Raw genomic sequence first — 16,458 nt, 5'->3', positions numbered from 1 at the left:
GAGTACGGGTGATGGTCTAGGCTGCGGATCCTCCAGGATACCGCCCGTGCCCGATTTGATTCATGAGTTCGAGTGTAGCACCACGATCAGCCATGACGATCCGCTCGTCCGGGATCATCGGGTCCACGGCGTTCGCATCCTTCCGGGAGTCGTCTTCCTGGATCTCGTGCTCCGAGCCCTGAAGGCCCAGGGATTCGACACGGCGACGGTGGAGCTGCGCGACGTGCTGTTCAGCGAACCCATCGCCACCACGGAGGATTTCGACCGACGCGTGCGCCTGCGTTTCAGGCCCCAGGACGCCAAGGGCCGTCACTGGCGTGTGACGGCGGAGAGCAGCCCCCTGCCCTCCTCCGGGGAGGAAGACGCGTCCGCGCCGGAGTTCGCCGAGAACTTCCGCTGCGAGGTCCAGTTCCCCCGGGAGCCGCTCGAAGGCCGGCTCGACGTGGACGCCCTGATGAAACAAGCCACGCGCACGGCGGACGTGGACGACGCCTATGTGTATGCGCGCGACGCCGCCATCGAACACCTGGAGTTCATGAAGGGCCAGGGTCGGCTCTACTTCCACGAGGGAGGCGTGCTGGCGGCGCTCCATCTGAGCAAGCCGGCCCGGGAACACCTGGAGGACTTCCTCCTCCATCCCGTCCTCCTGGACAGCTCCACCCTCCTCCCATTCCTCTTCATGCAGCAGCGGCCGGAGCTGGCCCTGCAGCCGTTCATCCCCATCCACATCGAGTCCTTCCGCGCCGCGCGCTCCCTGGGCGAACGCGTGTTCGTCCATGTGCGCGAAGCCAGCACCGGCCTGGTCGCGGGCGACCTCTTCCACAGCGATATCGATTTCTATTCGCCGGAGGGACACCGCCTCGCGTCCCTTCACAAGCTGTCCACCAAGCGCATCCGCTCCGAAGCCCTCATCTCCCGCCTGCGACGCTCGGAAGGCGAAGCGCGCGCCACGCAACCCCGCGCCGTCCCCGCCGCGCCCTCGCGAGGCGCGAGCGCCTCCTTCGTCCTGGACTACCTGCGCGACCTGCTTGCCTCCGAATTGTCGGTGGCTCCCGAGTCGCTCGACGACGCGGAGAACTTCTACTCGCAGGGACTTGATTCAACCCACCTGCTGCGCGTCGTGCGACGGCTGGAGCAGGACCTGGAGCGCAAGCTCTACCCGACGCTCCTGTTCGAGCACAGCACCCTGCGAGAGCTGGCGGACTACCTCTCACGGCACCATGCGGAGGGCGTGTCGGGACTCGGAAGCCGACAGCCCCCTCCACGAAGCCCGCCGGAGCCCTCCCCCTCGCGCGCCACCCCTCCTGCGCCGCGGACACACCTGGACGAGCCCATCGCCATCGTCGGGCTCGCGGGCCGCTATCCCCAGGCCGGAGACCTGGACGCGTTCTGGGACAACCTCCAGGCCGGACGGGACTGCATCACCGAAGTCCCCAAGGAGCGCTGGAATCACGAGCGCTGGTTCGATCCCACCGCCAGCCGCCCGGGCACCACGCAGGGAAAGTGGGGCGGGTTCCTCCAGGGCATCGACCAGTTCGACGCACGCCTGTTCAACCTGTCGCCCCGGGAGGCCGAGCTCATGGATCCCCAGGAGCGGTTGTTCCTGGAGACGGCGTGGCAGGTCCTGGAGGACGCAGGCCAGGGGGGCCGGACCCTTCGCGGCCAGCGCGTGGGCGTGTTCGTGGGCGTCATGTGGGGGCAGTACGCGCTGCTGGGACTGGAGGAGACCCTCAAGGGGCACCCCGTCGCGCCCTCCTCCTTCGCCTCTTCCATCGCGAACCGGGTCTCCTACTTCTTCGACTTCCGCGGCCCCAGCCTGTCGCTGGACACGATGTGCTCCTCGTCGCTGACCGCGCTGCACCTGGCCCGGGAGAGCCTGCTGCGCGGCGAGTGCGACCACGCGTTGGTCGGCGGCGTCAACCTCATGCTGCACCCCAGCAAGTACGTGTTCCTGAGCGAGCACCACATGCTCGCCAGCGACGGCCGGTGCCGCGCGTTTGGCGAGGGCGGCAGCGGCTACGTGCCGGGCGAGGGTGTGGGGGCCATCCTGCTCAAGCCCCTGTCGCGCGCCGAGGCCGACGGGGACTTCATCCACGGCGTCATCCGCACGAGCGTGGTCAACCACGGAGGCCGCTCCAACGGCTACACCGTCCCGGACCCCGACGTCCACGCCACCCTCATCTCCGAGGCACTGGAGCGCTCGGGCGTGGAGCCCGGGACGGTCGGGTACATCGAGGCGCATGGGACCGGTACGAGCCTGGGCGATCCCATTGAGATCTCCGGCCTGGGCAAGGCCTTCCTGGGCAGGACGGCGCCGGGATGGAAGTGCGCCATCGGTTCGGTGAAATCCAACATCGGTCACCTGGAGGCCGCCGCGGGCATCGCCAGCATCTCCAAGGTGCTGCTCCAGTTGCGCCATCGCAAGCTCGTCCCGTCGCTGCACGCGCGCCACCTCAACCCCTTCATCGACTTCGCGGCCTCGCCCTTCCAGGTCCAACAGGCGCTGGGCGACTGGCCGGAGCCGACCACCCTGGCGGGACAGCCCGCGCCCCGGCGTGCGGGCGTGAGCTCCTTTGGCGCGGGCGGCGCCAATGCCCACGTCATCCTCGAGGAGTACGTCCCCTCGCGGCCCGACGCGCCCATGCCCGAGCGGCCACGGCTGGTGGTCCTGTCCGCGCCCAAGGAGGACCGGCTTCGCCCCCAGGCCGAGCGGCTCCTGCGGCTGCTCGACCGACAAGCCGCCCCCGGCAATACGGCGGCGCGGGCCAGCCTGGGCCGGATCGCCTACTCATCACAGATGCGCGGCGAGCCCATGGCGGCGCGGCTGGCGTTCGTCTCCTCGGACCTGGAGGTGCTGCGCGGCCAGTTGCGGCGCTACCTGGAGGGACCCGCGCTTCCGGAAGACTGCTTCCAGGCAACGGTGCGTCCTGGCTCCCCCTCGGGAGCGCTGTCCGCGCGCGGAACGGACGCCCCGGCACTGCGAGAGCTCGCGGCACGCTGGGTGGAGGGACAGGACGTTGATTGGGCCACGCTCCATCCCGAGGGCAGACCCCGGCGCCACCCGCTGCCGACCCATCCCTTCGCATGGCGCTCGTACTGGCTGCCCAGGACGGAGCCGGTCGCCACTTCCACGGGTTCCTCCTCGCGACCGCACCCGCTGCTGGAACGCAACACCTCCACGCTCGCGACCGTGCGCTTCAGCACGACCTTCTCCGCGACGGAGCCGCTCCTGGCCGACCACCGCGTCCGCGGGCAGGCGGTGCTTCCGGGCGTGGTGTGTCTGGAGATGGCCCTCGCCGCGGCCCGGCTGGCGGGGGCAACCTCCGTCCACGCCCTGCGCGACATCACCTGGGCAAGCCCCGGGGTGCCATCGCCCGAGCGCGCAACCCTCGATGTTTCCCTCGAGCTCCAGGTGGAAGGCGAACACCTGGGGTTCCGCCTCGTCGGTACGGATGGGACGCTCCATGCGCAGGGCCGGTTGTCGAGCGGCGAGGCTCCGCGTCCGCCGGAGGCGCTCCAGGTGCCCGGTGAGGTCCAGGCGAGGTGCTCGCACCTGCTGTCCTCGGAGGCCTGCTACCGCCTCCTGGCCGCGCGGGGACTGGAGTACGGCGAATCCCTGCGCCCGCTTCTCTCGCTCCACGTCGGACGGGACGAGGCGCTCGCCGCGCTGCGCCTCCCCGGGCCCCACCCCGCGCCGGGTGACGTCACGCTTCCCCCGGGTCTGCTGGACGGGGCCCTGCAGGCGGTGATCGGGCTCCTGGCGCAGGAGCCCGAGGAGGGTGCTTCCACTTCGGACCGGACCTGGCTTCCGTTCTCCCTGGGGGCAGTGCACCTGCACCGGCCTCTGCCTCCCGAGTGTTTCGTTCACGTCACGCGCAAGGCGCGGCGCAAGGACGTGGAGACCTTCGAGCTGTGCCTCCTCGATTCAGCGGGGACGTTGCTCGTGCGGTTGGAAGACTTCGCGATCCGCGAGGTTCGCGGACCGGCGCGTGAGAGCCTCCGCGTCCTGGGCGAGGCCTGGATGCCCGAACCGCTGGAGCGCGCCTCCAGCGAGCCGACCGGAGCCCTGCTGCTCTTCGACCGGGACACCCTCCTGCGCGACGCGCTTCGCGGCAGGCTCCAGGGGCCCGTCATCCTCGCGCGGCCGGGGATGGGCTTCCGCTCGCTCGGCGACGACGTCTACGAGCTCGCACCCGGACGCCCCGAGGACGTTGAGCGGCTGCTCCAATCCCTGCGCCAGGAAGGCCGGGTGCCCACGGCCGCGATCCATGCGTGGACCGGGCAGCGCCTTGCCGGGGCGGAGCCACAGTCCCTGGAGGAAGCGCTCGAGCAGGGCCTTCATTCGCTGATCAGCTTCACCCGGGTCTGGCTCAAGGCCCGGCCGGTGGCCCCACTCCAGTTGCTGTGTCTGGAGTCCGGCGACGAGACCTCCTCCCCGCACGCCGCGCTGTCGGGGTTCTGCAAGACGATCAACCACGAGCACGCCGCCTTGCGATACCGCGTGGTGCGGCTCGACGAGCGGAGCGCGCGCCCGGCGGCGGACCTGTTGCTCCAGGAGCTCGCCCGGCCCACGGCCCCGGATGACGAGGTGCACCTCGGCCCGACGGGCCGCGCCCGACTCCGCATGCAGCGAAGAGTGCTGCCCGAGTCCGACACCACACCGCTTTTGAGAGAGCGCGGCGTCTATCTCATCACGGGCGGACGGGGCGGGCTGGGTCTGCTCTTCGCCCGGTTCCTGGCGCAACGCTTCCAGGCGCGGCTCGTCCTCGTCGGACGTGCTCCGGAGGACGCGGCCGTGCGCGAGCAGCTCCAGTCCCTCACCGCGCACGGAGCGCAGGCCGTGTACCTGCGGGCGGACGTGTCCCGCGGCGACGAGGTGGAAGCGCTCGTGCAGCAGACCGTGGGCCGCTTCGGCACGCTCCACGGCGTCATCCATTCGGCCGGAGTGCTGCGCGATGCCATGGTCGCGCAGAAGCGACCCGAGGACGTGACCGAGGTCCTCCGCCCCAAGGTCCACGGCGCCCTCCACCTCGACCACGCCACGCGGCACCTGCCACTCGACTTCTTCGTCCTGTTCTCATCCCTGGCCGGCATCATCGGCAACGTGGGTCAGTGCGACTACGCCTTCGCCAACCGCTACCTGGATCGGCTGGCGCGCAGGCGCTCGGCCCAGGTCCTCCAGGGACAGCGCCACGGACGCTCGCTCTCCATCGCCTGGCCTCTGTGGCGGGAGGGCGGCATGCGCGTGGACGCGCACGTCGAGCAACACCTGCTGCGGACGCTGGGGATGAAGCCGTTGAGCACGCAGGCGGGGCTCGACTTCTTCGTGCGGGCGCTGCACTCCACGGAGCCCGTGCTGGCGGTCGTGGAGGGCGACGTCACGGCCATCGATGAGGCCTTCCAGGTCCTCCAGGCTCCCGCCGCCTCCCCGCCTCCGACGCCTTCCAGGACCGCCGCTCCCGCCGCCATGGACGAGGTCGTGTCGACGATCGCCGCGGTGCTTGGCGTGGCACCGTCGGACGTGGATCCCGATGCGAGCCTGGAGGATCACGGCTTCGAGCCCACCACGTTGACCGTGCTCGGCACCCGGCTGGCTGAGCGCCTGGGCCGGACGCTGAGCGCGCGACACCTGGCGGAACACACCTCCGTGCGCGCGCTCTGCCAGACGCTCGCCGCGGAGGCGCCGCCCCACACCGCCGCACGGCCTGTCCCGCCCGCCCCGCCCGTCCCGCCCGGAGCCGCGTCCGGGCAACCCGTGCGCCCCACTGGGGTCACCCACGGGCGCTTGCGCGACCGGGTGCGAACCCGGGTCGTGGAGACCGCGGCGTCGATCCTCAAGATGGACGTCGCGGACGTGGATCCGGACACGGACCTGCGCGACTTCGGCTTCGACTCCATCTCCATGACCCAGCTGGCCAACCGGCTGCGCGACCAGCTCCACGTGGACCTCACGGCCGCGATGCTCTTCGAGCACGATCGGCTGGGAGCCCTCGTCGAACATCTGCTCGCCACGCATCACGAGGCACTGAGCACCCGGTTTCCCGACGAGTCCCCGGCTCCGGCTCCGGCTGCGGTGCCTTCCATTCCGGAGCAGGCCGCGCGCCGGCCCACTCCGCGCCCCACTCCCCCGAACGCCGGACTCGTCGCGTCCGAGCCCATCGCGATCATCGGCATGGGCGGCCACTTCGCGCACTCGCCCGATCTGGGCACCTTCTGGCGCAACCTGGAGCAGGGGAGAGATCTCATCGAGGAGATCCCCCCGACGCGCTGGGACTGGCGCGCGCTCGCAGGCAATCCCCTGACCGAGCCGAACCGCACCCACATCAAGTGGGGAAGCTTCATCGATGAGGTGGAGCACTTCGACGCGGCCTTCTTCCGCATCACGCCCCGCGAGGCGGCGCTGATGGACCCGCAACACCGCCTGTTCCTCCAACTGGCGTGGAACACCGTGGAGGACGCTGGCTACCGGCCTTCCTCCCTGGCGGGCAGCAAGACCGGCGTGTTCGTGGGGATCGGCACGACCGACTACCACGACCTCCTGAGGGACTCCGGCGTCGCCGCGGACGCGCACACCGCCACGGGCAAGGCGCACTCCGTGCTGCCCAACCGGCTCTCCTTCCTGCTCGACCTGCACGGGCCCAGTCTCCCGGTGGAGACCGCGTGCTCCAGCTCCCTGGTCGCCATCCACCACGCGGTGCAGGCCCTGCGTTCGGGGCAGTGCACGCTGGCGCTCGTGGGCGGCGTCAACCTGCTGCTCAGCCCGCAGCTGTACTTCGGCTTCAGCCGCGCGGGCATGCTGAGCGAGGACGGGCGCTGCAAGACGTTCGACGCCTCGGCCAATGGCTACGTCCGGGGTGAGGGCCTGGGTGCCCTGCTGCTCAAGCCGCTGTCGCGCGCGGAGGCCGACGGGGACACCATTCACGCGGTCATCCGCGGCACGGCCATCAACCACGGCGGCCGGGCGCAGGCGCTGACGGCCCCCAACCCCAGGTCCCAGGCGGACCTGCTGGTCGCGGCCTACGAGGACGCCCAGGTGGATCCGGCGACCGTGGGCTACATCGAAGCGCACGGCACGGGCACGTCCCTGGGAGACCCCATCGAGGTCATGGGCCTGCGCACGGCCTTCGAGCGCCTCTCCCCGCGCTGGGACCGCCCCCTTCCTCCCCAGCCCCACTGCGCGCTCGGCTCGGTCAAGACCAACATCGGGCACCTGGAGACGGCCGCGGGCATCGCGGGGATCCTCAAGGTGGTGCTCTCGCTGCGCCACCGCACCCTCCCCGCCAGCCTCCACTTCCAGACGCCCAATCCCCAGCTGCGGCTGGAGGGAGGCCCGTTCTACGTCAACGCGCACACCCGGCCCTGGCCCGCCCCGCTCGACGGTGGGGGCCAGGAAGGGCCCCGGCGCGCGGGCGTGAGTTCCTTCGGCTTCGGTGGCACCAACGCGCACGTCGTCCTGGAGGAATACCGCGCGGAGCCCCGGCCTGTCGGCGCCCCGTCCCAGCCCCAGTTGGTGGTGCTCTCCGCCCGCGACCCCGACCTGCTGCGGCGCTCCGCCGAGCAACTTCGCGAGGCCCTGCGCGGCACGCACGCACCCCACCTGGAGGATCTGGCCTACACCCTCACCGTGGGACGCGAGGTCCAGGCCGAGCGACTGGCCATCGTGGCGCGGGATCTCGACGAACTCACCGCGCGGCTCGACGGCTGGCTCGGACGCGGCGCCGCCGAGCACGTGTACACGGGCAGCGCGGAGCAGTCCGCGCTGCATGAGTCGCTCCTGGGCGGCGCGGCCGGAGCCGCCTTCCTGGACGCACTCATCACCGGAGGAGAGCTGGAGCGACTCGCCCGGCTCTGGGTAAGCGGGGCCCTCCAGGACCTGTCCCGGCTCCACCCGCTCGCGCGGCGGCGCGTGTCCCTTCCGGGCTCCCCCTTCGCACGGACCCGACACTGGCTGCTGTCCGGTCCGGTGGAGCGGCTGTTCGTGATGGGCACGGCTCCAGCGCCCGTGGCTCCGGTCGAAGTCCCGGAACGGCAACCACCACCGAGCGACGCCGGGGCGTTGGAGGCGACCGCGCCCTGGCGCGACACGCTCCACTTCCTCACCCAGGCGCTGGCGACGACCGCACGGTTGAATCCCGCGGCCCTCCAGCCCCAGGCCGACTTCGAGAGCTACGGGATGAACTCCATCCTCATCGCCGAGCTCCACCAGAAGCTCGAAGCGTCCTTCGGCAAGCTCCCGATCACCCTGTTCTTCAAATACAAGAACCTCGCGGACCTGGCGGCGTACCTGAGCGAGGCGCACGGCGAGCAGGTCCAGCGGCTCGCGCGTCAGGGCGCCCTCCCCTCCCCGGCGAAGGCGCCGGAGCCCGTGCGAGGGGACATCGCCGTCATCGGGATGAGTGGCCGCTATCCCCAGGCGGAGGACCTGGAGCACTTCTGGCGCAACCTCGAAGCGGGTCGGGACTGCATCGAGGAGATTCCCTCGGAGCGTTGGGACTACCGCCCCCTGTTCGACGCCACGCGCCGCGAGCCGGGTTCCATCTATGCGAAGTGGGGCGGCTTCCTGGACCGGGTGGACCGCTTCGACGCGGCCTTCTTCCAGATCTCCCCGCTGGTCGCCCGCTACATGGACCCCCAGGAGCGCCTGTTCCTGGAGACCGCATGGTCGTGCGTGGAGGACGCGGGCTACACCCGCGCGGGACTGGCCAGGGCGGACGCGGGAGATCAACGCGCGCCGGTGGGCGTGTTCGTCGGCGTCACCTACAACGAGTACGCCCTCTTCGGCGCCCAGGAATGGGCGCGGGGCCACCGCATCCCGTTCAACACCCAGTCGTTCTCCATCGCCAACCGGGTGTCGTACGCGCTCAACCTGAGCGGTCCCAGCCTCACGCTGGACACCGCCTGCTCCTCGTCGCTCAACGCCATCCACCTCGCCTGTGAGAGCCTGCGCTCCGGCGCGTGCGAGGTGGCGATCGCGGGCGGCGTGAACCTGTCGCTGCACCCGAGCAAGTACGTGATGCTCTGCGCCAACCGCTTCGCCTCCAGCGATGGCCGCTGCCGCAGCTTCGCCGAGGGCGGCGACGGGTACGTCCCCGGGGAGGGCGTGGGCGCCGTGCTCCTCAAGCCCCTGGCCCTGGCCCTGCGCGATGGGGACACCATCCACGCGGTCATCAAGGGCAGCGCGCACAACCACGACGGGAAGACCCATGGCTACACGGTGCCCAACCCCGTGGCCCAGACCGAGGTCATCTCCACCGCGCTGCGCCGCGCCGGGGTGGATGCCCGGACGCTCGGTTACGTGGAGGCGCATGGGACGGGCACCAGTCTGGGAGACCCCATCGAGGTCACCGGCCTGACGGACGCGTTCCGAGGCCACACGCAGGACCGGGGCTTCTGCGCCATCGGCTCGGTCAAGGCGAGCATCGGGCACCTGGAGTCCGCGGCGGGCATCGCCCAGCTCCACAAGGTCCTCCTACAGATGCGGCACCGGCGACTGGCCCCCACCCTCATCCATGGCGGACGGCTCAACCCGCACATCGACTTCGCGAGCACTCCCTTCCAGGTCCAGCGCGAAGCCACACCGTGGAACGCGCGGCCCGGAGAGCCGCTGCGCGCAGGCATCAGCAGCTTCGGCGCGGGCGGCGTCAACGTGCACCTCATCGTCGAATCCTGGGATGCGCCTCCGCCCCGGAGCAGTCCCCCCTCCATGCGGCCCGGCGTCATCGTGCTGTCCGCTCGCACGCCCGAACGGTTGCGCGTCCAGGCGCGGCGGCTGCTCGACGTCCTGGAGACCCGAACGGACTGGGGCGCGGGCGAATTCGAGGCGCTGGCGTTCACGCTGCAAGAGGGACGGGAGGCGATGTCCGCCCGGCTCGCCTTCGTGGCACAGGACCTGGTAACCACCCGCGACAGGTTGCGCACCTACCTGGCGCACGAAGCCGACCCGGCGGCGCTCCAGGCGCAGGGGATCTTCACGGCCACCCTCACGTCCTCGCAGGTGGCGGAGACCGCGCCCTCGCGGTCCGGTCTGCTGGCGCTCGTCGAACGGGGCGAGCACACCTCCCTCGCGCGCGCCTGGATCCAGGGCACGCACTGGCCCTGGCGGGCCCTGTACGGGGAACAGCCGCCGCGCAAGCTCCGGCTCCCCACGTATCCCTTCGCGGGGGAGCGCCATTGGATCGAATCGTCGGGGCCGTCATCCCCCACGACGCCGCCCGCGGGTCCGCCTCCCGCCGCTGCCCGGCCCGAGCCACGACACAACCTGTCGATGCGGGAGCAACTGGGGCAGGCCCCCCAGGCCGAACGGCACACCCTGCTGCTCCACCTGATCGGCGAAGTGGTGGCCCGCGTCCTGGCCTTCGCCCCGTCCACCCGGCCGTCCCCGGACGAAGGCTTCTTCGACCTGGGGATGGAGTCGGTGCAGGCCACGCAGTTGGTGGAACAACTGGAGACCGAGCTCGGGCTTGAGTTCTACCCCACGCTCGCCTTCGATCACCCCACCCCACGAGCGCTGGCGGACTTCCTCCTCGAACGGCTCCCCACCGTGGCCGAAGCACCGGCCGAGCTCCGCGTCGAAGCTCCCGCGCAAGTGGTGCTCGCCCAGCAGCAATGGCGTGACGCGCCCTTCGCGGCGTCCCCCGGGAGCGCGCCTCGCGGCGTCGTGCTCGTGGGTGGAGACGAGCGCCACGCCAACGCCTTCCGCGAACACCTGCGCGCGCGAGGACTCGAGGTGCCGGTGGTGAGCGCGCGCCTGGGTCAGCGCTTCGCCGAAACCGACGCGGGCCCCGAGTTCGATCCCGCGGACGCGCGGCAGGTGCGACAAGTGCTCGCCTCGCTGAACGCGAGGGGCGTCCAACCCAGCCACGTCTTCCACCTCGGCGCGCTCGACGAGGACTCCGGGAAGAAGCCCACCCTCGGCTTCGAGCACCTGCTGGGCCTCGCGCAGGGAATGCTCGCGCACACGTCCGACGCGGTGATGCGCCTGGGCTATCTGCACCCCACGGAGGACGCAGTACGGCCGCCCGCGGATGCCGCGCTGGGCGGATTCTGTCGGGCGCTCGGCCTGGAGGCGCCACGGCTTGGCTTCCAGACCCTGGCGCTGGGCCCGGAGGCACGCACGCCCTCCGAGGTGGCGCGCCTGGCCCTGGCCAACAGCGCGCAAGACGACGTCGAAGCCCGGTACATCGCGGACCGGCGGCAGGTGCGGGAGCTGGTGGAGCTGCCCCCCGCGACGCCGCGGCCGTCACCGCTGAGACACGGCGGGGCCTACCTCATCACCGGAGGGGCGGGCGGCCTGGGACTGCTCCTGGCCGAGCACCTGGTGCGCACGGTCCAGGCGCGGATCGCGCTCACGGGCCGAGGGGAGCTCGACGAGGCCCGGCGCCTGCGGCTGGAGGCGCTGCGCGCGACGGGCGCGGAGGTGTTCTACGTTCGAGCGGACGTCAGCGACCGGGACTCCGCCGCGCGCGGGGTCCGCGAGGCCTGCGAGCGATTGGGGACGGTGCACGGCATCATCCACGCGGCGGGAGTGACGCGCGACGCGCTGGTGACGGCCAAGGAGAAGGAGCAGTGGGCCGCGGTGCTCGGCCCCAAGGTGCACGGCACGCTCCACCTCGATGAGGCCAGCCGCCACCTGCCCCTGGACTTCTTCGCCCTCTTCTCCTCGACGGCCGCCATCACCGGGAACGTGGGCCAGAGCGACTACGCCTTCGCCAACGCCTTCCTCGATGCCTTCGCCGTGGAGCGCGAGGCGCGGCGGGCCCGGGGTGAACGGCACGGGCGCACGGTGTCGTTCAACTGGCCCTTGTGGGCCGAGGGCGGCATGCGCGTGGACGCGCGGACGTTGCGCTTCATGGAGCGCCGTGGCGGTCTGACGCCGCTGCCCACCGCGCTCGGGCTGTCGGTGTTCGAGGAGGCGCTGGCCCAGGAGGGCTGCCAGCGCGTGGTGTTCCACGGGGCCCGCGACACCATCGTCCAGCGGTTCGGCATCCGGGACGGCGCTGTCGCGCGGGAGCCCGCCCCGGCGGCGGAGGTCCCCCTTCACGCGCCCGCGCCGGTGTCGGCGCCCCGCCCCGCGCCGGCCCCGACCGGAGGGCACGAGCCCATCGCCATCATCGGGATGGCGTGCCGGTTTCCCGGTGGGTGCGACAGTCCCGAAGCGCTGTGGCGGTTTCTCTTGGAGGGAGGCGACGCCATCGTCGACGTGCCCGCGCGACGCTGGGACACCGAGGCCTTCTTCCACGCGGATCCCGACACCGCGGGCAGCATCTACGTGCGGCAGGCGGGGTTCCTGCGCGAACCCCCCGAGGACTTCGATGCGCGGCTCTTCGGCATCTCCCCGCGCGAAGCCGCGGACATGGATCCCCAGCAGCGACTGCTGTTGGAGGTGTCCTGGGAAGCCCTGGAGCGGGCGGGCCTCGCGCCCGACAGCCTCGCGGGCAGCCCCGTGGGCGTCTTCGTGGGCATGGGGAGCGCCGAGTACGCACTGCTCCCTCGCGCCGCGGGGCAGTTCAACGCCTATACCGCCACGGGCCTGGCGGCCAACATCGCCTCGGGGAGGATCGCCCATCGACTGGGACTCCAGGGGCCCGCCCTCACCGTGGACACCGCGTGCTCGTCGTCGCTGATGGCCGTCCACCTGGCGTGCGCCAGCCTCCTTCGGGGCGAGTCCACCGTGGCCCTGGCCGGCGGCGTCAACCTCATGTTGTCGCCGTACACGTTCGTCTCGCTGTGCCGGCTGCGCGCCCTGGCACCGGATGGCCGCTGCAAGACCTTCGACGCCTCCGCGGACGGCTACGGCCGCGCCGAGGGCGGCGGGATGATCGTGCTCAAGCGGCTGGCCGACGCCCGGCGGGACGGAGATCCCGTGCTGGCCGTGCTGCTGGGCTCGGCGGCCAACCATGATGGTGCCAGCAGCGGCCTGACCGTTCCCAACGGGCTCGCCCAGCAGGCGCTCCTGCGCAAGGCGCTGGAGTCGGCGGGGCTGGAGCCCCAGCGCATCTCCTACGTGGAGGCCCACGGCACGGGCACTTCGCTGGGAGACCCCATCGAGATGCAGGCCCTGGGTGCCGTGTACGGGCAGCGCCCGGCGTCCGTGGACGCGTTCACCGTCGGCGCGCTCAAGGCCAACCTGGGACACCTGGAAGCCGCCGCCGGCATCGCGGGCCTCATCAAGACCGTGCTCTGTCTCCAGCACCGGGCCATTCCGAAACAGCCCCACCTTCGCCAGCTCAACCCCCACATCCGCCTGGAGCGCATGCGCGCCCGGCTCCCCTGGGACACGCTGCAATGGGACGCGGAGGGGCGAACGGCTGGCGTGAGCGCGTTCGGTTTCTCCGGCACCAACGTCCACGTCATCGTGGGCGAGCCCCCCGCCTCGCCCCCTCCTCCCGATTCACGCCAGCGGCCCATGCACCTGCTCCCGCTCTCGGCGCGGGATGACACCGCGCTGCGCGCCCTGGCCCGCTCCTGGGGGGAGCACCTGTCCCGGGAGCCGGAGCACCTGCTGGGCGCGACCTGCGCCGCCGCTGTGTCCGCACGCGGCCACCTGGAACACCGCGCCGCGGTCGTGGCCTCCAATGGCGAGGAGCTTCGCGCCGGACTCCTGGCGCTCGCGGAAGGAGCGCGGGTCGACGGCCTCTTGCGCGGCGTCGTCGAGCAGGCCGCCATCCCCCGACTCGCGTTCGCCATTCCCCACGCGGGAGACCTCCGCGCCACCGTGGCGGCGCTCTACCCGGTGGAGCCCGTCTTCGCGGCGGCCTTCGACGCGTGTGGCACCGTGGCCGCGGAGCTGTCGGGCGGAGCCCCCCGCGTGATGGAGGCGCGGGAGCTCACCACCTTCCGCGCCCGGTATGCCCTGCTCAAGCTGCTGGGGCACTGGGGTTACCAACCCGATGCGCTGCTGGCTGACGGCCTGGGCCTCCATGTCGCGGCCTGCGAGGCGGGCGTGCTGATGCTCCGGGACGCGCTGCGCTGCCTGCTGCGCGACCTGGGTCTCCATGGCGCCTTCACCCTGGAGCCGGAGCAACTGGCCGCGCCCCGCCTCCGGCTGCTGATCACCAGGACCGACGCGCTCATCGACGCCCGCGAGGCGACGCACGCCGACACGTGGGCGGAGCCCAGCATCGCGACAGGGGATTGGGACGCGGCCCTCGCGGGGCTGGCCTCCCCCGAGCGCCGGATCATCGTGGCGTTGGGCGACACGGGGCGTCCCTGGCTGCCGGCCACCTCGGAGGACGCGCCCTGGCGGACGCTGCTGGAGTGCGTGGCGCAGCTCCACACCCGGGGGCTCGCCCCGGCGCGACGCCCCTTCACCGAAGGGATGCCCCGTCCGGAACGCCCGCCGCCGACCTACCCGTTCCAGCGCAAGCCCTACTGGCTGCCAACGCCCCCCGTGGAGGCCCGCCCCGGCGGGACGAAGAGCGTCCAGGGCCACGTGTTCGACGGCACGCCGCTGCACTCGCCCCGCCGCGACCGCGAGTTCGCCTACCAGCTCAGCCACGCGCGCCTGCCGGAGCTGGCCGACAACCACGGCATCGCCCACGTCGGCCACTGGCAGGAGCTGCTGACCCGGGCCATCCGTCAACACCTGGGCTTCACCTCGTTCGCGCTGCGGGACGTGCGCTACCTGGTCGCGCTGCACGTGGCGCCCGACGAGGAGCGCGAACTGCGCCTCGGGGTCGAACCCCTGGAGGGGGACCGCTCGAAGCTCCTGCTCCATGGCCGCGCGGATCCACGCGGCACCTGGACCCTCCACGTCCAGGCGGTGCTGGAGCGCGCGGTGCAGACCCCGGAGACTCCGGCCGCCCCACCCCTCCTGGAAGGAGGCACGCGCTGGGACGGCGCCACCTTCTACCGACGGCTCGCCGAGCTGTCCTTCGACCTGGGCGAGAGCGTGAAGTGGGTGGAAGAGGTGCGCTTCCGCGACGGAGAAGCCCTGGCCCGGTTCCGGCCGCGGCACCGCACGGAGCAGTCCTCACACGCGCTGGGCTTCCACCCGGGCATCCTCGACGCGTGCGCGCAGCTCTTCGCCGTGGCGGGGGCCGCCCACCTCGCGGAGCGCATGCGCTTCATGGTGGTGGGCTGGGAGTCGTTCCAGCTCCACCACGCCCCGGCGGATGAAACGCTCTGGTGCCACATCACCTTCCCCGGACCTCCCGACGCGAACGGGCGCATCACCGGCCACTTCCGGCTCCTGGACAGCGCGAACCGCCTGGTCGCCGAGGCCCGGGGGCACCAGCTGCGGCTGCTGAGCACCGAGCACGTGGAGGCACTCGAAAAGGCCCTCCACGAGGACGCCCCGGCCGAACGCCCCCGCCTCCAGGGCCCCCTGGCCGGGATGGATCCGGACGCCCGACGCGCGAAGGTCGTGGCGTTCCTGTCCGCGCGCGCCGCGCATCACCTCCAGTTGGAGCAGGACGCCCTGGGGCTCCAGGTGCCACTGCGCGACCTGGGACTCGATTCAATCACCGGACTGTCCTTGCGGCGGGACATCGAGGAGACCCTGTCGCTGCGGGTCCCCGCGGAGGTGCTGCTCGAAGGCCCGAGCATCGACAGCCTCACCCGCGCCCTGCTGCACGACCTCGCGCCAGCGCAGGGCGCTCCGGCCCCCCTCCCCGGGACAGCGGGCGCGGAGCCCGGTGACTGGTTCGCCCACGTGGTGCGCCGACCCCGGCCCCGCATGCGCCTGTTCTGCTTCCCCTACGGCGGCGGCGGCGCCTCGCTCTACCTGGACTGGGCGCGGCTGCCCGAACACATCGAGGTGTGGCCGGTGCAACTGCCGGGACGTGAATCCCGCATCCACGAGTCGCCCCTGCACCGCCTGGAGGCGCTGCTGCCCCAGCTCGAGGCCGCGCTGCGGCCCCAGTTGGACCTGCCCTTCGCCTTCTACGGACACAGCCTGGGCGCGTTGATCGCGTTCCTGGTCGCGAGCCGGCTGCGCGCGCAAGGGCTGCCCCAGCCTGAACACCTCATCGTGGGAGGCGCCAGCGCGCCCTTCCTCTGTCCCGGGCCCTTCCTGGACGGCCTCCAGCGGCGCTTCCGCGAGGCCGGCTTCGACGGGGTGCCAGACCCCGGGACGCGCGAGCCGCTCGCGCCGCTGCTCGACATCGCGATGAACACGTCCGAGGGACGGATGATGGCGGGCCGGGACACCGACTTCGCGCGGGCACTGCTCCCCATGATGCTCGCGGACCTGAAGTTGATGGAGGGCTACCGGTACCAACCCGAACCCCCGTTCGCCTTTCCCATCACCGTGCTGCACGGCGCCTCCGATGACCGCATCACCGACGAGGCCTCCTCGTCCTGGCGCGCACTCACCCTGGGGGCCTTCCACCGCCATGTGACGCCGGGCGATCATTTCTTCCTGCGCGCGAACCAGGCCCAGGCCTGGCTGCTCCAGCGGATCGCCTCCGCCCTTTCGACGCAAACGCCTTCCTTCCCTCCCTGACTCCCACAACGCGA

The 16,458-nt window shown here is 71.8% G+C and carries 1 protein-coding gene; it reads left to right on the top strand.

Annotated features, from left to right (window positions below; translation table 11 throughout):
- Positions 1-46 precede the first annotated feature (46 nt).
- A complete protein-coding gene (locus OV208_RS41150; RefSeq protein ID WP_267579452.1) occupies positions 47-16,444 on the top strand; it encodes an SDR family NAD(P)-dependent oxidoreductase in 16,398 nt (5,465 codons plus the stop codon).
- Positions 16,445-16,458: the final 14 nt, after the last annotated feature.

This window comes from Corallococcus sp. bb12-1, from assembly GCF_026626765.1.
Classification (GTDB): Bacteria; Myxococcota; Myxococcia; order Myxococcales; family Myxococcaceae; genus Corallococcus; species Corallococcus terminator.
Note: the sequence above shows the minus strand (reverse complement) of the source record. Positions and strands in the feature narration are given on the sequence as shown.